Here is a 25,458-nt window from a genome sequence, read left to right on the forward strand (position 1 = left end):
GGCGGCCCGGTGGCTTCCTCCGCCCGAGCCGCCGTCCGCCGCGCAGCCCCTCATCTCCGCCGTGTCCGTCCGTCCCCGACCGCGGGAGGACACACCGCTCCGCACCGCAACGGCCCCACGAAGAGAGGGTTTCGTCATGTCCATACGCGAACATCAGCCCGGCAGGCGCACGGTCCTCACCGCCGGTGTGCTCACGGGTCTGACGGCCTGGCCCGCGCTGTCCGCGGCCGGCGCCGTCGCCGCACCGGTGACCCCCGACACCGCCCCGGAGCCCTCCGATGCGGCCGGTGCCGCCCAGCGGCATCGCTGGCGTACCGCGGTCATCGGCGGCACCGGTTTCGTCACCGGCGTCCTCTTCCACCCCCGCGTCAAGGGACTCGCCTACGCCCGCACCGACATCGGTGGCGCATACCGATGGGACAGCCGCACGCGGGCGTGGGTCCCTCTCACCGACCACCTCGGCTGGGACGACTGGAACCTGCTGGGCGTCGAGGCCATGGCCGTCGATCCCCACCATCCCGACCGCCTCTACCTCGCCGTCGGGACGTACGCGCAGAGCTGGTCGGAAGACGGAGCCGTGCTGCGCTCGGAAGACCGGGGGGCCACCTGGGCGCGTACCGATCTGCCGGTGAAGCTCGGGGCCAACGAGGACGGGCGCGGCACCGGCGAGCGACTCGTCGTCGACCCCGCCGACAGCGACACCCTCTGGCTCGGCACCCGTCACGACGGCCTGTGGAAGTCCGCCGACCGCGGCGCCACCTGGGCGCGGGCCGGGTTCGGACCCGAGCCGGTGGCGGACGGACAGGGGATCACCCTCCTCGTCGCCGCGGGACGGACGCTGTACGCGGGATGGGCCGACGGCGGATCCGCCCTGTACCGCAGGCGTTCCGGCGCCACCTGGGAGCCCGTCCCGGGACAGCCGGAAGGCGTGGCGGCCCGCGTGCCCGTCCGGGCCGCGTACGACACCGCGATCCGCACGCTCCACGTCACCTACGCCGACGCCCCCGGGCCCAACGGGCAGAGCGACGGCAGCGTGCACGCCCTGAACACCGTCACGGGAGCCTGGAGCGATATCACCCCGGTCCGGCCCGGTGGCACCACCTCGGACGGATCACCCGACACGTTCGGATACGGGGGTGTCGCGGTCGACTCCCAGCGGCCCGGCACCCTGGTGGTCACCACCAACAACCGCTGGGCGGACATCGACACGGTCTTCCGCTCCACGAACGGCGGACGCACCTGGGAATCCCTGAAGGACCGTGCCGTCCTGGACGTCTCCGAGACTCCTTACCTGCGGTGGGGCGAGCCCAGGCCCAAGTTCGGCTGGTGGATCCAGGCGGTCGCCATCGACCCCTTCGACTCCCGCCACATCGTCTACGGAACCGGCGCCACCCTCTACGGCACGCGCGACCTGGTCCACTGGGCTCCCGAGATCCGCGGCCTGGAGGAAAGCGCCGTACGGCAGCTGATCTCCCCTCCCGAAGGCGGAGCACACCTGATCAGCGGTCTGGCCGACATCGGTGTCATGTACCACGACTCCCTCACCGCCTCGCCTCCCCGCGGCATGGCCACCAACCCGCTCTTCGGCACCTCCACCGGCCTGGCGATGGCGGACCGCCGGCCCTCCTACGTCGTGCGGACGGGATGGTCATCGAGCGGCAACGGCGCCTGGTCCGGCGACGGCGGCCAGAGCTGGAAGCCCTTCGCGAGCCAGCCGGACATCGCGAGCACGGCTCCCGGCCCCATCGCGACCAGCGCGGACGGCGACACCCTGCTGTGGTCGTTCGTCCACTGGGACGGCTCCACGTACGCCACTCACCGCTCGACCGACAACGGCGCCACCTGGGCGGAGGTGCCCACCTTCCCCCGAGGCGGCACGCCGGTCGCCGACCCGTGGGACCCGCGCCGCTTCTACGCCTACGACACGGTGAACGGTACCGTCGTGCGCTCGGTCGACGGCGGACGGACCTTCACCGCCGCCGCCACCGGCCTGCCGGCGGGCGACAGCCAGTTCCGCCTGGCCGTCACCCCCGGCCGAAGCGGTCACCTCTGGCTCTCGGCGAAGTGGAACGGCCTGTACCGATCCGTCGACGGCGGCGCCACCTTCACCAAGGTCGACAGCTGCTGGGCCTCCTACACCCTGGGCTTCGGCAAGGCGGCGGCCGGCGCGGACCACCCGACGATCTTCCAGGTCGGCGCCACCGACCAGATCACCGCCGTCCTGCGTTCCGACGACGAGGGCGCCTCCTGGACCCGCGTCAACGACGACGCCCACCAATGGGGCTGGATCGGCGAGACGATCACCGGCGATCCCCGCATCCACGGCCGCGTCTACCTCGGCACGAACGGCCGCGGCGTCCAGTACGCCGACCCCGTCTGACCTCTCCGACGACTCCGACCTCCGAGACGAAGCGAGTCCTCGCATGCCCTCTCTCAACGACGCCACCCGATCCCGCGTCCTCCTCGGCGGCGACTACAACCCGGAGCAGTGGCCCGAGGAGATGTGGCCCGAGGACATGCGGCTGATGAAGGAGGCCGAGGTCACCTCCGTCACCATCGGGGTGTTCTCCTGGGCGACGATCGAACCCCGCCCGGGAGAACGCCACCTCGGCTGGCTCGACCGGCTCATGGACCTGCTGCACCAGCACGGAATCGGGGCCGTTCTCGCCACCCCCACCGCCTCACCGCCGGCGTGGATGGGGTCCCTCCACCCCGACACACTGCCGCGCGGCGAGGACGGATCCACGATCTGGTACGGATCACGCCAGCACTTCTGCCCCAGCTCACCCGTCTACCGGGCCTACGCGACGGCCATCACGAAGGACCTCGCCGAGCGTTACGGCGACCACCCGGCCCTGCGCATGTGGCACATCAACAACGAGTACTGCACCTTCTGCTGGTGCGACGAGACGGCACGGCACTTCCGCCGCTGGCTGCGCCGCGGGTACACCACGATCGACGCCCTCAACGAGGCCTGGGGCACCGCCTTCTGGAGCCAGCGCTACGACACATGGGAGCAGGTCATCCCACCGCGCAAGGCCCAGTACCTGCGCAACCCCGCCTGCACGCTCGACTTCAGGCGGTTCACCTCCGACGCCCTCCTGGAGTGCTACACCGCCGAGCGCGACATCGTCGCCGCGCGCACCCCCCACATCCCCGTCACCACCAACTTCATGCCGTTCTGGACCGGCCAGGACGCATGGAGGTGGGCCCAGGAGGAGGACGTCGTCTCCGTCGACATCTACCCGGACCCCACCGACCCGCACGCCGGCCAGTACGGAGCCATGATCCAGGACATGACCCGCTCGCAGGCCCGCGGACCGTGGATGGTGATGGAGCAGGCGGCGGGCGCGGTGAACTTCCGCGATGTCAACGTGCCCAAGCCCCGTGGCCTGGGCAGGCTCTGGTCTCTCCAGGCCGTCGCCCGCGGTGCGGACGCCGTCTGCCACTTCCAGTGGAGACAGTCGCGACAGGGAGCGGAGAAGTTCCACTCGGCCATGGTCTCCCACGCCGGTGAACACGGCCGCGCCTACCAGGAGGTCAAACAGATCGGTGCCGAACTGTCCCGGCTGGGAGAGCGGGTCGCCGGCACACACGTAACCTCGGAGGTGGCGATCCTCCACGACTGGAACTCCTGGTGGGCCGACGAACAGGAGGGCCGCCTCTCCTGCGAGGTGCACTACCCCACCGTCGTACGCGCCTGGCACCGCGCCCTGTGGGAGGCCGGTGTCACCACCGACTTCGCCCACCCCGAACACGACCTGGACGCCTACCGCCTCATCGTCGTTCCGCACCTGTATCTGCTGACCGACACCGCTGTGGACAACCTCGTCGCCTACGTACGCGGCGGGGGCACACTCGTCTGCGGGTTCATGACCGGTGCCGCGGACCAGGACGACCGTATCCGCCCCGGCGGCATGGACGAACGCCTGCGCGATCTGTTCGGTATCCGTCTCGTCCACGAGTGGTGGCCGCTGCCGGCGGGCGAGAAGGTGGCATGCGAGGGCGTCCACCCCTTCGAGGGGACCCTCTGGTCGGAGGAACTGGAGCTGTCCGCGGCTGAGACCGTCGCCACCTACCGAAGCGGTGAGCTCGTCGGCATGCCCGCCGTGCTGCGCCACGGGCGTGCCTGGTACGTCTCCACACTGCCCGAGCCGACAGCCCTGCGCGAACTGCTCGCCCACGTGGCGTGCGAGGCGGGCGCCCGTCCCGTCCTGGAGAACCGGCCACCCGGCCTCGAAGCGATCCGCCGCGGTGACGTGCTCTTCCTGCTCAACCACGCCCCCGGGCCGATCGACGTCGACGTGCCGGGCCCGTGCCGGGACCTGATCACGGGCGACCGGGTGGACGGTTCCGTGCGCCTGGAGCGCCACGGCGTGGCGGTCCTGGCGTGAGACACGGGACGTGGGAGCCGCGGCCCGCCGGACGGTGGGAGGACGCCTTCCTCAGCGGCAACGGCCGACACGGCGCGATGGTGTTCGGAGACCCGGCCGACGAACGCGTCGTCGTGAACCACCACACCCTGGTCCGTCCCAACGGCAGCGAAGCGCTCGGCCCTCCGGCGCTCGCCGCCGGACTCCCCGCTCTTCAGGCCGCCCTGCTGGCGGGCGACACCAGGGCGGCGGAGGAGTTCGGCGCCGGGTACCCGCACGTGTGGGTGCAGCCCTTCCACCCCGCCTTCCAGGTCCGCGTACGACGCGGCGACGCGGCAGGGGAACCGGGATACCGCAGGCAGGTGGACTTCACCAGCGGGCAGGTGAGCGCGATGGACGGCGGCTGGCGCAGCGACGTCTTCGTCTCACGCACCGACGACGTGATCGTCCACCGGGTGTCCGGCCGGCCCGGCGGACTGAGCGCCGAGGTCCGCCTCGACGAGCGCCTGCCCGGGCTGCCTGACGGGCTGCGCTTCTCCCGCTCGGTCGTGTGCGAGAAGAACGGGCACCCGGAAACCCGGGCGGTACTGAGCCTGCGCACCGAGTACGGGAACGGACGGACCGCCTTCACGGGGACGACCCTCGTGGTCGTCCCCGACGGCCGGGCGGACGCGGCCGGTGACCTGCTGCGGGTCACCGGAGCCTCCGCGATACTGCTGCTGACCCGGGTGGAGCGGCATCCTGCCGGAATCGACCCCGGCCCCGCGCACGGCTGTGCGCTGGGCGCCCTGCTCGAAGCGGACCCGGTCGGCGTGGACAGGACCGCCCCTCCCCGCCCGCACGAGCGCAATGCCGTCGACCTGGCGTACTCGCGGCTTCTGGCCGGACACCTGCCTGCTCACCGTGGTGCCTACCTCCGTGCCGAACTCACCTTGACGACGGACCCGGCGGAGAGGGAACTGCCGGGCACCGCGCTGCTGCGCCGTCCTGACAGCCCGGCGCTTCTCGAACGCCTCTTCGCGGCGGGCCGCTACCACCTCCTGTCGTCCAGCGGCATGCTGCCGCCGCGTCTCACCGGCCTCTGGACGGGCGACTGGAACACCGCCTGGTCCGGCGCCTTCACCACCAACGCCAACCTCAACCTGCAGGTGGCGTCCGCCGCCGCCGGGGCGCTGCCCGAGGTGTCCCGGGCCCACGCGGAACTCGTACGCGGTCAACTGGCCGACTGGCGCGACAACGCTCGTGAGCTCTTCGGCGCACGCGGGGTCGTCGCGCCCTCCCACACCGACGGGGAGAGCGGCCACACCCGGCACTTCGAACGCGCCTACCCCCTGCACCTGTGGACCGCGGGCGCCGACTGGCTGCTCCACCCCCTGGTCGACGACGTCCTCACCGGTGGCCTGCCCGGCCCCTGGCTCCCGCTCGCCCTGGTCGAGGTGGCCGAGTTCTACGAGGACTTCCTGGTCAGCCGCGGTCCCGACGCCCCCGTGGCGGTGGTCCCCTCGTACTCGCCCGAGAACCGCCCCGCCAACGCCAGCTGGGGCACCGTCGACGCCACCATGGACATCGCCGCCGCCCGGCACGCCCTGACCACCGCCGCCGACTTCCGGCCCGATCATCCCCGAGCCCCGCACTGGCGAGCCCTCGCGGCCAGGCTTCCTCCGTACCGGGTCAACGAGGACGGAGCACTTGCCGAATGGGCCGGTCCTGAGCTGGAGGACACCTACGACCATCGGCACATCAGCCACCTCTACCCGGTGTGGCCGCTCGACGAGATCAACCCCCACGACACGCCCGCCCTGGCGGCGGCCGCCCACCGTGCGCTCGAACTACGCGGCACCGAGAACGACTCGGCGCACGGCCGCCTGCACACCGCCCTCGTCGCCGCCCGGCTGCGCGACGAGGAACGGGCGGGCCGAGCACTCCGCCACGTGCTGCACGGCGACTACTTCCACGACTCACTCATGAGCGCCCACTACCCGGGGCGGGACGTGTACAACGCGGACGCCGCGCACGCCCTGCCCGCGGTGCTCATCGAGTGCCTGGTCCAGTCGTCCCCCGGCCGGCTGGTGCTGCTGCCCGCCGTGCCGCGCGAGTGCGCCGAAGGCACCTTGCGAGGCATCCGAACGCGTTTCGGGGCCCGACTCGACCTGCGGTGGTCCCAAGAGCACGCCACCGCGGTGCTGTGGCCGTCGAGCGACCGCACGATCGACGTGGTCGCGGGAGGCGTCCCCTGCCCACTGACCCTCGTCGCCGCCGAGAAACACGTGCTCTCCCTCCCCGGCAGGAGATGACCCCACCCCGTGGGAGCAACCCCACGCGACGCACCGCGTACCGGTTCGGCGAGCACCGGGGGACCGCGCCCGTCATCCCCTGACGGGCGCCGACCCGCTGCTCGCGCGGACGACGAGCTCCGGCTTGAGGAGAACGACCTCGTCGTCGGCCTTTCCCTCGATCCTGGCGATGAGGCGGTCGACGGCCTGACGCGCCATCTCCCGCGCGGGGATGGTGACGGAGGTCAGACGGACCGAGCCCTGGAGGGCGACCTGCTCGGGGCACACGGCGACGACCGAGATGTCCTCGGGCACCGCCCGCCTGTTCTGGCGCAACAGGCTGAGCAGCGGTTCCACCGCCTGCTCGTTGTGCACGACGAAGCCCGTGACATCGGGGCGTTCGGTGAAGATCTGCCCGACGGCGCTCGCCATCGAGGCGTACGTGCCCTCGCACGGACGGTGCAGCACACGCAGCCCGAGCCGGTGCGCGCGGGCGCGCAGGCCGTCGATCGTACGCTCCGCGAAGCCGGCCTTCCGCTCGTACACGGCCGGAGCCTCGCCGATCACGGCGATCTCCCGGTGCCCCAACTCGGCCAGGTGCTCCACACACAGGGCGCCGGCCTCGGTGAAGTCCAGATCGACGCAGGTGAAACCGGTGGTCTGGGAGGGCAGACCGATGAGCACCGCGGGCCGGCCGCTCTCACGCAGCACGGGGAGCCGGGCGTCGTCCAGTTCCACGTCCATCAGGATGATGGCGTCCACAAGGCCGCTGGCGACCACGCGGCGCACGGCGGTGGGTCCCTCCTCGCCGGTGAGCATCAGAACGTCGAAGCCGTGCTCCCGGGCGTTGGTGGCGACGGCGATGGCGATCTCCATCATCACCGGGACGTACATGTCCGTGCGCAACGGCATCATCAGCGCGATGATGTTGGATCTGCTGCTCGCCAGTGCTCTGGCTCCCGCGTTGGGGTGGTAGCCCAGTTCCGTGATGCTGCGTTCCACCCGGCGCTTGGTGACCTCGGAGATGGTTCGCTTGCCACTGAGGACATAGCTGACCGTGCTGGCGGAAACTCCGGCATGCTGCGCCACGTCGGCAAGGGTGACCATCAGGATCTCCAGGATTGGGAAGCGCTTCGATCGTGCACTTTTCGATTAAACCGCAGGTTGCCAGAACAGTAATCCGGCCCGAGGCCTCTGTCCAGAGCTGGTCATCGAAGCGCTTCGACACTGCTGGAGCCTTTCGGCGCCTGACGTGCGGATGCCCCACGCACGACAGCGCCGGCTCCCGCGCGATGCGGGAACCGGCGCTGTCGTGCCTCGGCGACTACGGAGTGACGCAGCCGATCGAACCGACCGGGAAGTCGTTGCCGGTCGAGGTCGCGGTGAACCCGAAGGTGGTGCTGCCCTCCGGAGCGATGGTGCGGTTGTGGTCGAGGTTCCTGACAGTCAGCGCCCCGTCGGGCGCCGTGGTCAGCGCACCGTTCCACACGCTGCTGACCCGGGCGCCCACGCCGGGCATCCACCGCACGGCCCAGCCCTCACGCGCCGTCGTGCCGTGGTTCATGACTTCGACGGCACCCTGGAAGCCGCCGTTCCAGGAGTTGGTCACGCTGTAGACCGCCATGCACCCGGTGTGCGGATCGGTCGGGGTCGGAGTGGGTGTCGGGGTCGGGGTGGGCGTCGGATGCGGAGTGCCGCCCGAGCCGCGGATGCCGGTCACCTCGCCGTTGCCACCGTCGAAGACGATGTCGGAGCAGGAGAAGAAGTTCTCCTGGCTGTCCGAGCGCACCCACTGGATGAACATGACGGCGTCACCCGAGCGGCCCGAGGGCAGGTCCAGGTCCCAGTAGTAGTGGCCGCCGTCCGTGCCCGCCCCGCCCGCCTGCGGCGGATCGGTGACCGTCCCGATCAGCTCCAGGTCGTCCCAGCCCAGCTCGGTGCTGGGTGAGTAGCCGGGCTTGGACAGGTACACCCGGAAGGAGCCCGGGTGCGCCGCCCAGTTGCTGTGCTTGACCTGGATGGTTGCCCCGGACGTCAGGTGCGTCCGGGGCCAGTCGGAGCGTGGGGCGTTGTAACCGGTGAAGTTGTACGGCGACCGGTCACCGGCACTGCACAGCTTTCCGTCCGGGACGTACCCCTCCCCCCGTCCGCCCGCGTTGGAGTCGAGCACGGCGAACCAGTTGTACAGCGCGGTCGCGCCGCTCTCGGCGAGCGCGGCCTTGCACGCCGGGTTGGTCGGGTCCAGGGCGCCGGTGCCGGTCCTGGCGTCCAGCATGCAGAGGTAGGTACGTGATCCCGGCGTCATCGTGACGCCGTGCGCCTGCGCGTCGCCCTGGCCCATCAAGGTCAGGCCGATTCCGCCGAGCAGCGTCGCGAGCACCGCCGCCAGGGAGGTGAACAGCTTCTTGCGTCGGGCCATGAGGTCTCCTGTGCCTGTGTGGGGATGGTCTTCCGGTCGTGTTCTCTCTCCTGCGGCCGCCGTCGGGCGAGGAGTCTGGGGGCGCCTGGATCAGGAGGGCGCTGTCGTGGGGCGGGCGCGGTGGCGAGGCGGGTGGGATCGCCGTGCCTGGTGTGCGGCGGTTGCCGTCGGTCCCGCACACGCGGGATCCGGCGTCGACCGGGCCGCGTCGGACCGACGCCGACAGGGGTGATGAGCGGGCTGCGCGTGCTGCTGGGGGAGTGCGGTGACGCTCGCATGCGGGGCCTCTCCGGGAGGGGGGACCGGATGGGGCGGGCGATCACGGAAGGGGAAGCGCCCGGCCACGTCGTGCTGGGAGCGCTCCCATCCGTTGGTACCACGGACTGTAAGAGTGTTGCTGTGTCCCTGACAACCCATCGCGGCGAATCCTGTCCAACCGCTTGACGGCACGCCTCGCGACCCCGATTTTGGGAGCGCTCCCACTATTGCCCGCACTCTGCCGGACGTAAATCCGGTGCCCCGTCACTGTGTGCCCTTCCCCCTCCCGTAAGGACTTCGGTGTGCCGCGACATCAGCCACTCGTAACCCGCCCCTCCCGCACGCTCCGCCGACCGGACCGCTCCAGACGCGTCAGCGTGTTGGTGGGCGCCGTCGCCGCCGCCGGGCTGCTGGCGGGCGCACTCGCCGCACCCGCCGGTGCGGCCCAACCCGTCAACGAGGCATCCGAGAGCCCCGAGATCATCGTCAACGGGGACTTCTCCGCGGGCACCGCCCCCTGGTGGTCGACGGCCAACAGTCCCGTCGCCGTCTCGGACGGACGTCTCTGTGCCGACGTCCCCGGGGGCACGGTCAACGCGTGGGACGCCATCGTCGGGCAGAACGGGCTCGCCCTCACCGCCGGCGAGGAATACACCCTGAGCTACACCGCGACGTCCACCGTGCCGGTCACCATCCACACCAACGTGCAGATGGCGACCGAACCGTGGACCACGGAACTCGCCACCGCGCAGCCGGTCGGGGCGACCGCCGAACGCGTCACGGAGACCTTCACGGCCGGAGCCGACCACGACGCGGCGCAGCTCGCCTTCCAGATCGGGGGCAGCGCCGAGGCCCTCACCTTCTGCGTCGACGACGTGTCGCTGCGCGGCGGGACCGCGCCGCCGCCGTACGAACCGGACACCGGCTCCCCGGTCCGGGTCAACCAGGTCGGGTACCTCACCCACGGCCCCAAGGCCGGCACCGTCGTCACCGACGGGACCGACCCGCTGCCCTGGACACTCGAATCGGCCGCCGGTACGCGCGTGGCCGGTGGCACCACCACTCCGGCGGGCGTGGACACCGCCTCGCGGCACAACGTCCACACCTTCGACTTCAGCGCGGTGGCGACCGCGGGGGAGGGATACACCGTCACGGTCGCGGGCGAGAGGAGCGAGCCGTTCGCCATCGGTGACGACCTCTACGCGTCGCTGCGCACCGACGCGCTGGCGTACTTCTACCACAACCGCAGCGGCATCGAGATCGACGCGGACATCGTGGGCGAGCAGTACGCGCGGCCGGCCGGCCACCTCGGCGTGAGCCCCAACCAGGGCGACAACGACGTGCCCTGCCAGCCGGGCGTGTGCGACTACCGTCTCGACGCGGCGGGGGGCTGGTACGACGCCGGCGACCACGGCAAGTACGTGGTCAACGGCGGTATATCGGTAGCCCAGTTGATGTCCACGTTCGAACGGACCCTGTACGAGGAGACGGCCGACGCCGGGCCGCTCGGCGACGGCGAGCTCCGGCTGCCCGAGCACGGGAACGCCACCCCCGACATCCTCGACGAGGCGCGCTGGGAGCTGGAGTTCCTCATGCGGATGCAGGTGCCCGCTGGGGAGCCGCTCGCCGGTATGGCCCACCACAAGCTGCACGACAAGGCGTGGACCGGACTGCCGCTCCGGCCGGACCGTGACCCCCAGCCCCGGGAACTGCATCCGCCGACCACGGCGGCCACCCTCAACCTGGCGGCCACCGCCGCCCAGTGCGCCCGCCTCTTCCAGGTCTACGACGCGGACTTCGCCGCGCAGTGCCGGTCGGCCGCGCGGTCCGCGTGGACAGCGGCCATGGCCCACCCGGACATCCTCGCCGATCCGCAGGACGCCACGGGCGGCGGCGCCTACAACGACGACGACGTGAGGGACGAGTTCTACTGGGCGGCGGCGGAACTGTTCCTCACCACCGGTGAGGACAGCTACCGTCAGGAAGTCCTCCGCTCCCCGCTGCACGGTGACACCGACGCGGTCTTCCCGCGCGGCGGCATGTCCTGGGGCTCGGTAGCCGGGCTCGGCGCCCTGAACCTCGCGCGTGTGCCGGGCAAGCTGTCCGCCGATCAGCTCGCCATCGTGCGCGGCATGGTGACCGAAGCCGCCGACGGATACGCGGCCGATTCGGCAGGGGCCGCGTACGGCCTCCCGTACGCCCCCGACGACGGGCACTACGTATGGGGCTCGAACAGCCAGGTCGCCAACAACATGGTCGTCCTGGGCTCCGCCCACGACCTGACCGGCAGGACCGCCTACCGTGACGCCGTACTGCGCGGACTCGACTACCTGCTGGGCCGCAACGCGCTGAACCAGTCCTATGTCACCGGGTACGGCGAGCGGGACTCGCGCAACCAGCACCACCGGTTCTGGGCCAACCAGCTCGACCCGGCCCTGCCGAACCCCGCACCGGGATCCCTGGCCGGCGGACCGAACGCCTCCATCGAGGACCCCGTCGCGCAGGCCAAGCTGAAGGGCTGCGCACCGGCGATGTGCTACATCGACGACATCGAGTCCTGGGCCACGAACGAGATCACCATCAACTGGAACGCCCCGCTCGCCTGGGTCGCGTCCTACGTGGACGATCTGGGCGGCGGTGAGCCCGTGCGGACGCGGTGCGAGGTGACGTACACCTCGCAGCGCTGGAGCAACGGCTTCACCACCCACGTCGTGCTGAAGAACACCGGTGACCGCCCCGTCCAGCCCTGGCGGCTCGACTGGACGTTCGCCGACCAGCAGCGGGTGACCGACGCCTGGCGCGCCGACATCGGGCAGACCGGGCCCCGGGTCACCGCCGAGGCCCTGAGCTGGAACGCCGATCTCGCGCCCGGCGACACCGTGCGGTTCGGCTTCAACGGCCGGCCCACCGGCCTCGTGCACGACCCCCAGGTCTTCAGGCTGAACGGCCAGGCCTGCGGGACGACATCGCGACGGTGAGCGGCCGGCCCGTCCTACCGCGTCATAGGAGGAGAATCGCTGTGAAACGCTTCCTGGCCCTCCTGGCCACCTGCGCCATGGTCCTGGGCCTCACCGCCCTGCTCAGCCCCCCAGCGGTGGCCGCCACCGGATGCAAGGTCGACTACACGGTCACCAGCCAGTGGGCGGGGGGTTTCCAGGCCGGGGTGAAGGTCACCAACCTGGGCGACCCCGTCACCGGATGGACCCTGAGGTTCACGATGCCCGACGCGGGGCAGCGACTCGTCCAGGGCTGGAACGCCACCTGGTCGCAGTCCGGTTCCGCGGTCTCCGCAGTGGGGGTCGACTGGAACCGCACCCTGTCCACCGGTGCGTCGGCCGATCTGGGGATGGTGGGTTCCTTCACGGGCGCCAACCCGAAGCCGACGGCGTTCACGCTCAACGGCGTCGCCTGTACGGGTTCCGTGGAGGAGCCCCCGCCAGTCGACCCGCCCCTGCCGGGCACCGGCACCCCCGTGGACGTCAACGGCGAGCTCCACGTCTGCGGCGTGCACCTGTGCAACCAGTACGACCGTCCCGTACAGCTGCGGGGCATGAGCACCCACGGCATCCAGTGGTTCAGCAAGTGCTACAACACCGCGTCCGTGGACGCGCTCGCGGAGGACTGGAAGTCGGACCTGCTGCGCGTGGCCATGTACGTCCAGGAGGGCGGCTACGAGACCGACCCGGCGGGCTTCACCAGCCGGGTGAACGGCCTCGTCGACATGGCCGAGGCACGTGGCATGTACGCCATGATCGATTTCCACACCCTGACGCCGGGCGATCCGAACCACAACCTCGACCGGGCCAAGACGTTCTTCGCGTCCGTCGCGGCCCGCAACGCCGACAAGAAGCACGTGATCTACGAGATCGCCAACGAGCCCAACGGAGTGAGCTGGACGGCCATCAAGAACTACGCCGAGCAGGTCATCCCGGTGATCCGGGCCGCTGACCCGGACGCCGTCATCATCGTCGGCACCCGCGGCTGGTCCTCCCTGGGCGTCTCGGACGGCTCCAACGAGAGTGAGGTCGTCGACAACCCCGTCCGAGCGGACAACATCATGTACGCCTTCCACTTCTACGCCGCGAGTCACCAGGACTCCTACCGCGCCACGCTGAGCCGCGCCGCCTCGCGACTGCCGCTCTTCGTCACCGAGTTCGGCACGGTGAGCGCCACCGGCGGAGGGGCGATGGACCGGGCGAGCACGACGGCCTGGCTGGACCTGCTCGACCAGCTGAAGATCGGCTACGCGAACTGGACCTACTCCGACGCGGACGAGAGCAGCGCGGCCTTCAGACCGGGCACCTGCGACGGCGGTGACTACAGCAGCAGCGGTGTGCTGACCGAATCGGGGGCGCTGCTCAAGAACCGCATCAGCACCCCCGACTCCTTCCCCACGGGCTGACCACCCGACCACGGGCGGGGCTCCGGACGACCGGAGCCCCGCCCGTGGTCGGCCTTCGTCGAACCGAGCGGGAGGCATGAGGGGCCCCGACCGCCGCGGTCTCGCGTTCGGGCAGCGATCCCCGGCCAGCGCACGCCACCGCGTCCTCGGTGCTCCACAAGCCGCCCCTCAGCTCCCGGGCGGCGACGCCGTGCTCTTGCGTACGACCAGGCTCGTGGCCAGCTCCAGCCGCGTGGCCACCGGTTCCTGCGCCCGCAGTCGCATCAGCATCTGCGCGGCCTCCTCCGCCATCTGGCGCAGCGGCTGGTGGACCGTGGTCAGGGCCGGGCTGGCCCAACGGGCGATGGGCACGTCGTCGTAGCCGACCACCGACAGGTCGTGGGGGACGCGCAGGCCCTGCACCCGGGCGGCTTCCAGTACGCCGAGTGCCTGGAGGTCGCTGCCCGCGAAGATCGCGGTGGGCCGCTGGGGGTGGGACAACATCTCGGCGGCGCGGTCGTATCCGCCCTCCACGTGGAAGTCGCCGAACAGGATGAGGCCGGGGTCCACCTCCAGTCCTGCCATGGTCATCGCCGACCGGTAGCCGTCGAGCCGCGCGCGGGAGCAGAGCATGTCCTCGGGTCCGGTGATGACACCGATGCGCCGGTGCCCGCACTCGATGAGGTGCCGGGTGGCGGCCAGTCCACCGTTCCAGTTGGCCGAGCCGACCGAGGGCACGTCGGGGTCGGGGTCGCCCGCGGGGTCGATGATGACGCAGGGGATCGAACGCGCCCTGAGCTGCTGTTTCACCTCGTCGGGCAGGGTCGAGAAGACCAGGACGACACCGAGCGGCCGACGCTGGAGCATCGCCTCCATCCAGTCGGGGCCGGGCGAGTGGCGGGTTCCGCTTTCGGTGAGGACGACCCCGGCGCCGTGGGCCTTGGCGACGTTCTCCACCCCCCGGATCAGCTCCATCGCCCAGATGCTCTCCAGCTCGTGGAACACGATCTCGATGAGCGGCGTCTCGCTGGCCGACCGTGTGGTGCGCCGGTACGCATGGGCCTCCAGCAGACGCTCCACCTTGACCCTCGTGGGGGTCGCCACGTCCTGCCGCCCGTTGAGGACCTTCGAAACTGTCGAAATGGAGACGCCGGCCCGCTCGGCCACCTGGGCCAGGGTGATGCGGCCCGTTCTCTCGTCATCGCGCATGGCCAGGAGCATAAAGCACGGGACGGCTGACGCCCAGGCGTAACGCTTTGATAACGCCATGACCGAGGGTTGACCCCCCAGATGAGGGGTTCTAGCGTCCGGACTCAGGAAGTTTCGGTAGTTGGATCGAAAAAGTTTCGAAAGGTGTGCCGATGAAACAACGCGCACGGTTCTCGCGGACCGTTGTCGTCGGTGGTGCCGCACTGGCCCTGGTGCTGTCCCTGTCCGGATGCGGAGGGGACCCGGATGCGGCCGGCGGCGACACCCTCCGCGTCCTGGTCTACGGGGACGCGGCGAACAAGGTGGAGAAGGAGATCGTCGCCACCTTCAACAAGACGTCGAAGGTGAAGGCCGTCCTGGACACGATCCCGGGCGCCGACTACCAGGCCAAGCTGCAGACGATCATCAACAGCAAGCAGGCGCCGGATGTCTTCTTCAACTGGGGCGGCGGCAGCATCAAGCCCTTCGTCGACGCCGGCCTGCTCCTCCCGCTGGACCCCTTCATCGCCGAGGACCCCGACCTCAAGGCGAAGTTCCTGCCGTCCGTGTTCAACAGCGCGGTGGTCGACGGCACGTCCTACGGGGTCCCCATGCGCGGCACGCAGCCCGTCCTGCTGTTCAGCAACGGCAAGGTCCTCAAGAAGGCGGGCGTCGAACCCCCGAAGACCTGGGCCGACCTGCTGGCGGCGGTCAAGGCGCTGAAGGCCGACGGCGTCACCCCGATCGCGCTGGGTGGCGGCGACCGGTGGCCGACGCTGATGTGGTTCGAGTACCTGTACGACCGTATCGCCGGCCCGGAGCTCTTCCAGAAGGCCCTCGACGGCGACCAGGACGCCTGGGCGAGCCCGGACAGCCGGAAGGCGCTGAGCATGATCAGGGAGCTGGTGGACGCCGGTGCGTTCGGCACCAACTACGACTCGGTGAAGTTCACCGACCAGGGTTCCCCCACGCTCCTGGCGACCGGCCGGGCCGGCTTCGAGCTGATGGGCTCGTGGGAGTACTCGACGCAGCAGGACGCGCACCCCGAGTTCGCGAAGAGCGACCTCGGATACAGCGCCTTCCCCTCCGTCGAAGGCGGCAAGGGCGACCAGGCGAACGTCGTCGGCAACACCAACAACTTCTACTCCGTGCTGAAGAAGACGAAGCACCCGCGGGCCGCCGCCGAGTTCCTGAAGCTCATGTACTCGGACCAATTCGTCAAGGCGCAGCTCGCCATCGGCAACCTGCCGACCACGACGAACACCGAAGGCTTCCTGGACACCGCCGCCAGCCCCGGGTTCGCGAAGTTCCAGTACGACATGGTCAAGGCGGCCCCGGCGTTCCAGCTCTCCTGGGACCAGGCGTACCCGCAGTCGGCGGCCACCGCGATGTACCAGTCCCTCCAGCAGTTCTTCAACGGCTCGATGGACGAGGACGCCTTCATCAAGGCCATGCAGGCGCTGCCGACCTCGTGAGCCCACGGAGATCCGGACCCGGAACACACGACATGACCCGAACCGCAGCCACCTCCCCGGACGGCGAGACGGTCAAGAAGGACGGCTCGTCCGGCATCGGAGCGGGCCGCCCGGGATTTCTCTGGGCGGTCCCCGCCGCCGTCTTCTTCGGCCTCTTCGCCCTCGTCCCGCTCATCATGGTCGCCGTACTCTCCTTCGCCAGCTGGGACGGACTGAGCGACCCGGAGTTCGCGGGCCTCGACAACTGGAGGAAGCTCCTCGACGACCCCGTCATGATCAAGAGCCTCTGGCTGAGCGTCCTGCTCACGGTGCTCGGGGTCGCCGTCCAGACACCGCTGAGCATTCTGCTCGGGGTCTGGGCGGCGGGACACCAGCGCAACCGGGCCGTTCTGTCCGCCATCTACTTCGTCCCGATGCTGCTGTCCGTCGCGGCCGTTTCCGTGCTGTGGCGCGCCGCCCTCGACCCCAACATGGGCGTCCCCGCGCAGGCCACCTGGCTCTTCGGCGACGGCAACCTGTTCGGGAAGCAGGCCACCGCGATCGGCGTCCTGGTCTTCGTCAGCACCTGGCAGTTCACCCCCCTGCACACGCTGATCTACCAGGGCGCGGCGCGCGCGGTGCCGCAGGTCCTCTACCAGGCGGCGCAGATCGACGGCGCGGGCACGGTGCGGCAGTTCTTCCACATCACGCTGCCGCAGCTGCGCAACGCGATCATCACCTCGATGATCCTGATGGTGGTCGGCGGACTCACGACCTTCGACACCGTGCTCATCCTGACCCAGGGCGGACCGGGGAGCGACACCACCATCAGCGCGTACTACATGTACCAGAAGGCGTTCAAGAGCTTCGACTACGGAGGGGCTTCCGCCATCGCCCTCCTCCTCGTCCTCGTCTCCACGGTCATCTCGCTGATCGTGGTGCGGCTCTCGGGCTACGACAAGATGCGCAGCACCATGGAGGGACTGTGAGGAAGAACCGTCCCAACCATGTCGCCGGTTTCGGCTCCCTGGTCTGGCTCCTCGTGGTGGGGCTGCCGCTGTACGTGATGCTCGTCGCCACGTTCCAGACGCGCCCCGACTACGCGGCGAACGGCCCGCTGTCCTTTCCCGAGCACTTCACGCTCGACAACTACATCGACGACCTCAACAGCGGCTTCGCGCAGTACTTCCTCAACACCGTCATCGTCACCGTGTGCGTGGTGGGCATCGTGCTGCTCCTCGTCCCGCCGCTGGCGTACACCATCGTCAGGAGCCGGGGGCGCGCCACCACCACGGTCTTCCGGCTGTTCCTCCTGGGCCTGGCGATCCCCTCGCAGGCGGTCATCGTCCCGATGTTCTTCGTCATCAGCGAGGCCGGTCTCTACGACAACCTCATCGGCGTCATCCTGCCGACGGCGGCCTTCGCCATGCCGGTGTGCGCCCTGATCCTGACGGGAGTGATGCGGGACATCACCCCCGATCTGTACGAGGCGATGACGATGGACGGCGCCTCGCCCCGACGGGTCTTCTTCCAGCTGGTGCTGCCGTTGTCCAGGGGCGGGATCTCGACGATCGTCGTCTTCTCCGCGCTCCAGGCCTGGAACGGCTTCCTGTTCCCCCTCGTTCTGACGCAGTCGGCGGAGACCAAGGTGATCACCTTGGGGCTCTACGACTTCCAGACGGAGCACGGAGTCAACACCCCTGGCCTGCTCGCCGCGGTCGTCCTGTCCATGCTCCCCATCCTGATCGTCTATCTGTTCGCTCGCCGCGCCCTGGTACAGGGGCTGATGGGAGTGGGAGGAAAGTGACCGCCAACATCGCCAACACCGGCGTCCGGACACCCGTCGAGGCCACCGGCTCCCGGGCGCCGGTGTCCGGCGCCACGGGCCACCGCACCGGGCCCTGGCGCGATCCCGCCCTCGCTCCCGAGGACAGGGCCGACACCCTGATCGCCGCCATGACCCTCCAGGAGAAGGTGGCCCAGCTCTTCGGCGTCTGGGTGGGCGCTTCCGACGAGGGCGCCGAAGTCGCGCCGTTCCAGCACGACATGGAGGAGGCCGTCGACCTCGACGACCTTCTTCCGCACGGACTGGGCCAGCTGACCCGCCCGTTCGGAACGGCCCCCGTCGACCCGGCCGTGGGCGCCCTCTCGCTGGCGCGCACCCAGGAGCGCATCGCCGGAGCGAACCGCTTCGGCATACCGGCGCTCGCCCACGAGGAATGCCTCGCCGGCTTCGCCACCTGGGGCGCGACCGCCTACCCGGTGCCGCTGTCCTGGGGCGCCACCTTCCACCCGGAGTTGGTCCGTGAGATGGCCGCCGCGATCGGCCGCGACCTGCGCTCCGTCGGCGTGCACCAGGGCCTCGCCCCTGTCCTCGACGTCGTACGCGACGCACGCTGGGGCCGTGTCGAGGAGACGATCGGCGAGGACCCGTACCTGGTGGGAACGGTCGCCACCGCCTATGTGCGGGGACTGGAGTCGGCCGGGATCGTCGCCACGCTCAAGCACTTCGCCGGTTACTCCGCCTCACGGGCGGGCCGCAATCTCGCCCCCGTCGGCATGGGCACGCGGGAGCGGGCCGACATCATCCTGCCCCCGTTCGAGATGGCCGTACGCGAAAGCGGCGTACGGTCCGTCATGCACGCCTACACCGACACCGACGGCATCCCCTCCGCGGCCGACGGGCCTCTGCTGACCGGCCTGCTCCGTGACACCTGGGGCTTCGACGGGACCGTGGTCGCCGACTACTTCGGCATCGCTTTCCTGAAGACGCTGCACGGCGTGGTGGAGACCTTCGGGGAAGCGGCCGGCGCCGCGCTCGGCGCGGGTGTGGACGTGGAACTGCCGACCGTCAGGACCTTCGGCAGCCCGCTGGCCGACGCGATCGCCGAGGGCCTCGTACCGGAGGCGCTGGTGGACCGTGCGGTACGCCGAGTGCTGGCCCAGAAAGCCCGGTTGGGCCTTCTGGACGCGGACTGGAGGCCGGTGCCACCGGTGCTCGCGGGCGCCGCGGGTGCGGACGGCTCGGCGGACGGGGACTCGGAGGCGCTGCGCGGGACCGTCGCTCTCGACACCGACGAGAACCGCGCGCTCGCCCGCCGCGTCGCCGAACAGGCCGTCGTGCTCCTGCGCAACGACGGCACCCTGCCCCTGGCGGCGGACGCGGCCGCCGGAGCCCCTGCCCGTATCGCACTCATCGGGCCCAACGCCGACACCCCGACGGCCGTCCTCGGCTGCTACGCCTTTCCCGTCCACGTCGGAGGCCAGTATCCCGAGACCCCGCTCGGCATCGAACTCCCCACCCTGCGCGAGGCATGTGCGGCGGAGTTCCCCGACAGCGAGATCCTCTCCGCGCAGGGTGCGGACATCGATGGCCCGGACGCCGGCGGCTTCGGCGAGGCCGTCGAACTGGCCAGGAGCGCCGACCTCGTGATCGTCGCACTCGGCGACCGGGCCGGTCTCTTCGGCCGGGGGACGAGCGGGGAGGGCTGCGACGCGGAGAACCTGGCGCTTCCCGGAGTCCAGCAGCAGCTGCTCGACGCCCTCCTCGACACGGGCACCCCCGTCGTCGTCACCCTGCTCGCCGGACGCCCCTACGCCCTCGGGCGTGCGGTGGACGAGGCAGCCGCGGTCGTGCAGTCGTTCTTCCCCGGCGAGGAGGGAACGAGGGCCATCGCCTCGGTGCTCAGCGGCCGCACCGAACCGTCCGGCCGACTGCCCGTCAGCGTGCCACGCCGTCCGGGCTCCCAGCCCTCCACCTACCTGGCGGCTCGGCTGGGCCACTCCAGCGATGTGTCCAGTGTCGACCCGACCCCGGCGTACGGCTTCGGCCACGGTCTGACGTACACCGCCTTCGAGTGGAGCGACCTCGTCGTGGAGCACGGACGGGCGTCCACGGACGGGGAGTTCACGCTCTCCTGCACCGTCCGCAACACCGGTGCGCGGGAGGGGACCGAAGTGGTTCAGGTGTATCTGCACGACCCGGTCGCCTCCGTGGTCCAGCCGGTGCGGCGCCTCATCGGGTACGTACGCCTCGGCCTGGATCCCGGGCGGGCGGCCAGGGTGCGGATGAAGGTCCCGGCGGACCTCGCGTCCTTCACGGGCCGCGACGGCCACCGGATCGTCGAGCCGGGCGATCTCGAACTGCTGCTGAGCGCGTCGAGCACCGACGCGCGCCTCGTGGCCCGGGTCACGCTGACCGGGCCGGTACGAACGGTCGACCACACCCGTCGGCTGCACATGAGCGTCGCGACGGAGACCCTCACGGGGACGCCGTGGTCCGGCGCACCGCGGTGAGGACTTTCAGCCCCGCTTCGCGGCCCTACCTCGTGAGGGCCTCCACCCCGAGGAGGGCCGCGGTTCTGGCGTAGACGGTCCGGGCGAGAGTGTCGTCCAGTGCCAGGCGCGAGGGGGTGTCCGGCCGCGACTCGCTGAAGAAGCCGCCGTTGGGGCGCGGTGCGGGGGAGGAGTTGGCGAGCCATACCGGGGTCTGGACGCCTTCGTCCGGGGTGATGGCGAACGGACGGAACAGCGGGGCGGTCAGCCGCATCAGACCGCCGGCGTTGCTGTTCATCGCGGTGCCCTTGACCATGCCGGGATTGGCGTTGTAGAGGCTCATGCCCTCAGGCAGGCGGTGCGCGAGTTCTCGCGCGGCCAGGAGGCTGACGAGCTTGCTCGTCGCGTAGACGTTGATCTGGTTGTAGAAGCGATTGCTCCACGATGTTCCCGCGACATCCGGATCGGTGGCATCGAGCTTGCCGCGCTTCTCCACGAACGAGGACATGTTGATGATCCGCGCTTCGGGCGTGAGCACTCCTGCGGCCAGGAGGGCGTGGGTGAGCAGGAACGGGGCGTGGTGATTGAGCGCGTAGGTGCGCTCCACGCCGTCCGGCGTCTGCTCGTACCGGGGGAACGCCGCTCCGGCGTTGTTGATGAGGACGTCCACCGGGTGTCCGTCGGCGGCCAGTCCCGCTGCCAGTGCCTGTACCTGCGACCACTGTTCCAGGTCAGCGGTGTACGTCCTCGGCGGTGCCGCGTCACTGCCCGCGGGGGCCAGGGCGCGCAGGCTGTCGGCGGCGGCCCGGGTGCGCGTCGCGTCCCGGCCGACGAGGACGACGCTCTGACCGGCCTTGATCAGGTGGCGTGCCGTCACCAGGCCCAGGCCCGAGGCTCCGCCCGTGATGACCGCGGTCGCGCTGCTCATTGCTGCTCCTCTTTCATGGCGCCCTCGACGCCGGCGGCCTCACCTGTCGGGCGGGGGCCGTCGATCACTTCGCGGAGAAGCGTGTGCAGGCGCAGCCTGCTCTCGTGGTCGAGGAGGGCGAAGGGTGAGTGCTCGGTGGTGTGCTGGACGACGCGATCGCGCAGCGCGCACCCCTCGGGGGTGAGCTGGATGACTTTCGCGCGGCGGTCGGTGGGGTGGGGCACACGGCGGACCAGGCCGCGCCTCTCCAGCCGGTCGATCATGGACGTGGCGGTGGAGGCGTCGCACTGCAGGAGGTCGGCCAGACGGCGCGCGGTCATCTCCCGCCCGCGACTCAGCCTCCACAACGCATCGGCCTGGGTGTCGGTCAGCCCCACTTCCCGGGCCAGCTCCTTGAGCTCGGCGTGCACCTGGACGCGGATCGCGAACAGGCAGTCGTAAAGCTCTTCGGTCAGCTTTCGATCATCCATGGCCACACAATACATGGAGAATCCAATCATGGGACATTCCATGTATCGCGGGAGGCTCTCCGGCCACCCCGAGCTCTCCGGCCACCCCGTCCGGGGTTCGAGGCGGTGTTACGCGCGCTCGGGCGTGACCGTGAGGCCTGCCATCCGGGTCAGGCGCAGGGAGGTGGACTCGTCCGCCGGCGTCATCACGGTCATCCGGTGTCCCGTCTCCGCCACACCGGTGACGACGAAGTTCAGCTGGAGCTGCCCGACGAGAGGGCTGTCCAGACGTTTCGTCTCGTACTGCTGAGGCAGGACGTCGTGACGAGCCCACAGCCGGGCGAATTCCTTTGATCGTTCCCGGAGGTCGTCCACGATTCCGGCAGCGGCGGGCGCGCCGATGTCGGCGCCCGCCTCGGCGCGCAGTCTCGCGACCATCCGGGCGGCAACCAGGTCGACGTCGACATAGCGGCTGCGCCAGTCGGGGTCGGTGAAGAACTGCACCGCGCAGTTGCGTTCGCCGGGAGGGATGCGGTCCATGTCGGTGAACAGAAACCGGTAGGCACGGTTGTACGCCACCACATCGAACAGCGGCGTCTGCAGGCACGCCGGGAACGGATCGAGCTTGTCCAGGACAGGCTGAAAAGCCTCGATGAGCCCCGGGGCGCATGCGGAGGGCTCGGCTTTCGGCGTACGTGATCCGGCGAGCCGGTGCAGGTGCCGCGTCTCGGCGTCATCCAGTCGCAGGGCTCGGGCGACCGCCTGCAGGACCTGTGTGCTGACGTTGATGGGCCTGCCCTGTTCGAGCCAGGTGTACCAGGTGACGCCGACCCCCGCGAGGACGGCGACCTCTTCGCGCCGTAGTCCGGGTGTCCGCCGTCGCCCTGTGGCCGGGAGACCTACCTGCTGCGGCGTTACCCGTTCGCGCCGACTGCGGAGGAAGTCACCGACCTCCCGCCGGATCGCGGCGGGCCCGGTCTCTGTCATGTCTTCATCCTCCTGTACGGAGAGCCGGGTATCCAGGTAGTGGCAGTACCCCCATAAACGGACTCCTGGTTCCAGGATAAGCATCGCTCGATGATCGACGGCATGACCACATCTTCCGCACCGCATGACCGTCCACTTCCGCGTACGGGCGAACCCGGCAGCGAGGACGACCGCGCCGCGCCGCCGCCCGCGCGGGGCCTGTCCGAGCCTCCGCCTCCGGGGCTGGGGACGGCCCGGCTCCTGACGACCCTGTCGGCGCTGCTGCTGTCGGTGGTCGGTTTCGCGGCGGCGGGTATCGCCGTGCCCGACATCGGTGCGTCTCTGGGCGCCACGGCGGCCGAGCAGTCGTTGGTGGTGTCGGTGTACGCGTCGGGGTTCGCCATTCCGATGGTCCTCGGGGGCAGGCTCGGGGACCTGTACGGGCGACGCCGGCTCTTCCTGCTCGGTATGGCCGGGTTCACCCTGTTCTCCCTGGTCGCAACCCTGGCCCCGAGCATCACCGTGCTGATCGCCGCGCGGGCCCTCACCGGAGTCTCCGCGGCGGCCATGGTTCCGCAGGTGCTGGCGACGATCACCGCGTCCACCCGGGGAACCGAACGTGCCCGGGCTGTCGCGCTGTTCGGTGCGACGGCGGGCGGGGCCACGGCGATCGGTCAGGTCCTCGGCGGCGTGCTGCTGTCCGTCCCCCTGCTCGGCGCTCCCTGGCGCATGGTCTTCGCGATGAGCACGCTCATGGGCGTGATCGCGTTCGGCGCCGCGCTGCGCTGGCTCCCCGACACCCGTGCCCCCGGCCACCGGTCGCTCGACCTGATCGGGACGGCCCTGCTCGGACTCGCCCTGCTGGCACTCATGATCCCGATCTCCCAGGGCGGCGCACTGGGCTGGCCGGTCTGGTGCTGGGCGCTGCTGGGGTCGACGCCCGTCCTGTTCGCAGCGTTCTGGCGGCGGCAGTCGCGGCTGCACCGCAGTGACCGCGTTCCGCTCGTACCGCCGCCCCTGTTCCGGCTCGGCTCCTACCGGATCGGGCTGGTGATGGCGTTGATGCTCCAGTCGGCGTTCGGCGGGTTCACGTTCCTCTACGCGATCTCCACGCAGACGGGTCTCGGGTGGTCCCCCCTGCACGCGGCCCTCGTGCTGCTGCCGTTCTCCCTGTGCTTCCTCACCGTGTCGATCTGGTCGGGCAGACTCGCACCCCGTTTCGGGTTCCGCAGGCTCCTCGCCATCGGCGGACTCGTCCAAGCCGCACTCCTGAGCGTCACCGCCGTCTCCGTATGCGTCCAGGGCGCCGGTCTGAACCCGTGGGCGTTCGCCGCGCTCCTCGTCGGAGTCGGTGTCGGTCAGGCCCTCATGTTCGGGCCGCTCGTCGGAGCGATGATCGCCGAGGTCCCTCCGGCATCGGCGGGAGCAGCGTCCGGAGTGCTTCAGACCACGCAGCAAGCCGCGATGGGCCTCGGCGTCGCCGTCGCCGGAGGTCTGCTCGGGGCGGCCCTGGCCGGTTCCACAGCCCCGGCGGGTCAGGCCTACACGAGCGCGCTGGCGATCTGCATGCTCGTCCAGGCGGCGTTCGCCATCGCCTTCGCCCTGTGCGCGCTCGCCCTGCCCCGGCGCTGACAGCGGCGGACCGTTCGGCCGCCGCCCGGTCTATCGGGGTGAACCGCTCGGCACGTCGTCCGAGCACGTGTCCGCCCCGGCCGCGTACGCCGCGGTGAACCGCTCGGCGGCGTCCCAGAGCTCCCCTTCGCGCCGCGGGTCGTAGGACTCCCGCGACGAGCGGTCCGCACGGCCGCGGTCGACGTAGGAGCCGGTCGGCGCCCGGGTCGTGCCGAGGACGATGTCGGCGAGGTAGCGGCCCGCGGCGCTGCGGCTGGTCGCGAACGGGGTGAGGGCCATCACCGGCATGACGCGGCGCATCGCGAACCGGGAGGCGGGGCCCGCGTTGCGGGCGAGGCCGGTGCCGGGGACGAACCCCGGGTTGTAGGCGACGGCGTCGATCCCGGCCGGCAGCCGGCGCGCGTACTCGTGGACCAGATAGATCGCGGCCAGCTTGCTCGTCGCGTACGCGGTGCGCCCGGCGGCCGCGGTGTGCGGCTCGGGGAAGGCGCCCGTGCGGGCGAGGATGCCGGGGGACTTCCAGACCGGGCCGGGCACCATGCCCATGTTGTGCTTGAAGTCGCCGAAGTGGGTGTCGCTGGCGGTGATCACGATCCGGGCGGGAGCGGTGAAGCGGTCCTGGAGCAGCCGGACGAACAGGTGGTTGGCGAGCACGTTGACGGCGAAGGTGGCCTCGAACCCGTCGGGTCCCTCGGTCAGCGCGTTCGTGTACTGCGTGCCGGCGTTGCCCACGAAGCCGCGCAGCGGCGCCAGCTCACCGCGGTCGAGGCGGTCGCGGATCGCGACGGCGGCCGAGCGGACGTCGGCCGGCGAGCCGAGGTCCGCCGCGACGTGCGAGACGGTGTGCCCGCCCGCGCCGAGC

17 protein-coding genes are annotated in these 25,458 nt (G+C 70.6%); 10 read left to right on the plus strand and 7 right to left on the minus strand.

The features are described from left to right. Window positions 1–136: 136 nt before the first annotated feature. The 3 genes from CR470_RS10335 to CR470_RS10345 are packed head-to-tail and all read left to right on the plus strand — an operon-like array spanning window position 137 to window position 6,667. Window positions 137–2,380 (plus strand): sialidase family protein, encoded by a 2,244-nt coding sequence (locus CR470_RS10335; RefSeq protein ID WP_097867273.1) that lies wholly within the window; start codon window positions 137–139, stop codon window positions 2,378–2,380. 43 nt (window positions 2,381–2,423) lie between these two features. After that, the gene (locus CR470_RS10340; protein ID WP_097867274.1) at window positions 2,424–4,394 is read left to right on the plus strand and encodes a beta-galactosidase; all 1,971 of its coding nucleotides are present in this window, start codon (window positions 2,424–2,426) and stop codon (window positions 4,392–4,394) included. Further along, the gene (locus CR470_RS10345; protein WP_097867275.1) at window positions 4,391–6,667 is read left to right on the plus strand and encodes a glycosyl hydrolase family 95 catalytic domain-containing protein; all 2,277 of its coding nucleotides are present in this window, start codon (window positions 4,391–4,393) and stop codon (window positions 6,665–6,667) included. Before CR470_RS10340 ends, CR470_RS10345 begins: the two co-directional genes overlap by 4 nt. Before the next feature lie 72 nt (window positions 6,668–6,739). Here the strand turns inward: CR470_RS10345 and CR470_RS10350 are convergent, their stop codons facing one another. Together CR470_RS10350 and CR470_RS10355 are read right to left on the minus strand one after the other, a co-directional pair. Next, complete coding sequence (locus CR470_RS10350; RefSeq protein WP_097867276.1) at window positions 6,740–7,753, minus strand: LacI family DNA-binding transcriptional regulator; 1,014 nt, start codon at window positions 7,751–7,753, stop codon at window positions 6,740–6,742. A gap of 217 nt (window positions 7,754–7,970) precedes the next feature. Further along, window positions 7,971–9,065 (minus strand): lytic polysaccharide monooxygenase, encoded by a 1,095-nt coding sequence (locus tag CR470_RS10355; protein WP_097867277.1) that lies wholly within the window; start codon window positions 9,063–9,065, stop codon window positions 7,971–7,973. Window positions 9,066–9,703: 638 nt separating this feature from the next. On the opposite strand from CR470_RS10355, the gene CR470_RS10360 reads away from it, so the two are divergent. Then, window positions 9,704–12,301, plus strand: a complete 2,598-nt coding sequence (locus CR470_RS10360; protein ID WP_179892206.1) for a glycoside hydrolase family 9 protein — start codon at window positions 9,704–9,706, stop codon at window positions 12,299–12,301. Between the two features lie 41 nt (window positions 12,302–12,342). Beyond that, a complete protein-coding gene (locus CR470_RS10365) occupies window positions 12,343–13,725 on the plus strand; it encodes a cellulase family glycosylhydrolase (RefSeq protein ID WP_179892203.1) in 1,383 nt (460 codons plus the stop codon). A gap of 168 nt (window positions 13,726–13,893) precedes the next feature. On the opposite strand, the gene CR470_RS10370 is transcribed toward CR470_RS10365, so the two are convergent. Next, complete coding sequence (locus tag CR470_RS10370; protein ID WP_097867278.1) at window positions 13,894–14,925, minus strand: LacI family DNA-binding transcriptional regulator; 1,032 nt, start codon at window positions 14,923–14,925, stop codon at window positions 13,894–13,896. 140 nt (window positions 14,926–15,065) lie between these two features. Here CR470_RS10370 and CR470_RS10375 point away from each other — a divergent pair, with 140 nt between their 5' ends. Genes CR470_RS10375 through CR470_RS10390 form a run of 4 tightly spaced genes read left to right on the plus strand, consistent with a single transcriptional unit; the run spans window position 15,066 to window position 20,642 of the window. Next, entirely contained in the window at window positions 15,066–16,367 is a 1,302-nt protein-coding gene (locus CR470_RS10375; RefSeq protein WP_097867279.1) for an ABC transporter substrate-binding protein, read from the plus strand. Between the two features lie 32 nt (window positions 16,368–16,399). Further along, window positions 16,400–17,335 carry a carbohydrate ABC transporter permease gene (locus CR470_RS10380; RefSeq protein WP_257138554.1) on the plus strand — a complete coding sequence of 312 codons (936 nt, stop codon included), beginning with the start codon at window positions 16,400–16,402 and terminating at the stop codon, window positions 17,333–17,335. Continuing rightward, window positions 17,332–18,153: a carbohydrate ABC transporter permease gene (locus CR470_RS10385; RefSeq protein ID WP_097867280.1), complete on the plus strand. Its 822-nt coding sequence runs from the start codon at window positions 17,332–17,334 to the stop codon at window positions 18,151–18,153. The genes CR470_RS10380 and CR470_RS10385 overlap by 4 nt, the downstream gene beginning before the upstream one ends. Then, entirely contained in the window at window positions 18,150–20,642 is a 2,493-nt protein-coding gene (locus CR470_RS10390) for a beta-glucosidase (RefSeq protein WP_179892204.1), read from the plus strand. The genes CR470_RS10385 and CR470_RS10390 overlap by 4 nt, the downstream gene beginning before the upstream one ends. A 25-nt stretch (window positions 20,643–20,667) precedes the next feature. Here CR470_RS10390 and CR470_RS10395 read toward each other — a convergent pair whose 3' ends face one another. The 3 genes from CR470_RS10395 to CR470_RS10405 all read right to left on the minus strand — a co-directional run bounded on the left by CR470_RS10395 (window position 20,668) and on the right by CR470_RS10405 (window position 23,069). Next, a complete protein-coding gene (locus CR470_RS10395; RefSeq protein WP_097867281.1) occupies window positions 20,668–21,549 on the minus strand; it encodes an SDR family NAD(P)-dependent oxidoreductase in 882 nt (293 codons plus the stop codon). Next, window positions 21,546–22,049, minus strand: coding sequence for a MarR family winged helix-turn-helix transcriptional regulator (locus CR470_RS10400; RefSeq protein ID WP_257138555.1), 504 nt, complete (start codon window positions 22,047–22,049; stop codon window positions 21,546–21,548). Before CR470_RS10400 ends, CR470_RS10395 begins: the two co-directional genes overlap by 4 nt. Window positions 22,050–22,127: 78 nt before the next feature. Continuing rightward, a complete protein-coding gene (locus CR470_RS10405; RefSeq protein ID WP_218923761.1) occupies window positions 22,128–23,069 on the minus strand; it encodes a helix-turn-helix transcriptional regulator in 942 nt (313 codons plus the stop codon). Between the two features lie 18 nt (window positions 23,070–23,087). Between CR470_RS10405 and CR470_RS10410 the strand changes: the two genes are divergently transcribed. Further along, entirely contained in the window at window positions 23,088–24,596 is a 1,509-nt protein-coding gene (locus CR470_RS10410) for an MFS transporter (protein WP_097867290.1), read from the plus strand. 30 nt (window positions 24,597–24,626) lie between these two features. Here the strand turns inward: CR470_RS10410 and CR470_RS10415 are convergent. Next, window positions 24,627–25,458 (minus strand): short-chain dehydrogenase (locus tag CR470_RS10415; RefSeq protein WP_179892205.1); only part of this gene is annotated, 832 nt, incomplete at its 5' end.

Source organism: Streptomyces sp. rh34 (assembly GCF_002551245.1).
GTDB lineage: Bacteria > Actinomycetota > Actinomycetes > Streptomycetales > Streptomycetaceae > Streptomyces.

Bases quoted from the DNA above. Each gene is read 5' to 3' on its own strand.
- CR470_RS10335 (WP_097867273.1), top strand. From the start codon at position 137: ATGTCCATACGCGAACATCAGCCCGGCAGGCGCACGGTCCTCACCGCC.
- CR470_RS10340 (WP_097867274.1), top strand. From the start codon at position 2,424: ATGCCCTCTCTCAACGACGCCACCCGATCCCGCGTCCTCCTCGGCGGC.
- CR470_RS10350 (WP_097867276.1), bottom strand. From the start codon at position 7,753: ATGGTCACCCTTGCCGACGTGGCGCAGCATGCCGGAGTTTCCGCCAGC.
- CR470_RS10355 (WP_097867277.1), bottom strand. From the start codon at position 9,065: ATGGCCCGACGCAAGAAGCTGTTCACCTCCCTGGCGGCGGTGCTCGCG.
- CR470_RS10370 (WP_097867278.1), bottom strand. From the start codon at position 14,925: ATGCTCCTGGCCATGCGCGATGACGAGAGAACGGGCCGCATCACCCTG.
- CR470_RS10375 (WP_097867279.1), top strand. From the start codon at position 15,066: ATGAAACAACGCGCACGGTTCTCGCGGACCGTTGTCGTCGGTGGTGCC.
- CR470_RS10380 (WP_257138554.1), top strand. From the start codon at position 16,400: ATGACCCGAACCGCAGCCACCTCCCCGGACGGCGAGACGGTCAAGAAG.
- CR470_RS10395 (WP_097867281.1), bottom strand. From the start codon at position 21,549: ATGAGCAGCGCGACCGCGGTCATCACGGGCGGAGCCTCGGGCCTGGGC.
- CR470_RS10400 (WP_257138555.1), bottom strand. From the start codon at position 22,049: ATGATTGGATTCTCCATGTATTGTGTGGCCATGGATGATCGAAAGCTG.
- CR470_RS10405 (WP_218923761.1), bottom strand. From the start codon at position 23,069: ATGCTTATCCTGGAACCAGGAGTCCGTTTATGGGGGTACTGCCACTAC.
- CR470_RS10410 (WP_097867290.1), top strand. From the start codon at position 23,088: ATGACCACATCTTCCGCACCGCATGACCGTCCACTTCCGCGTACGGGC.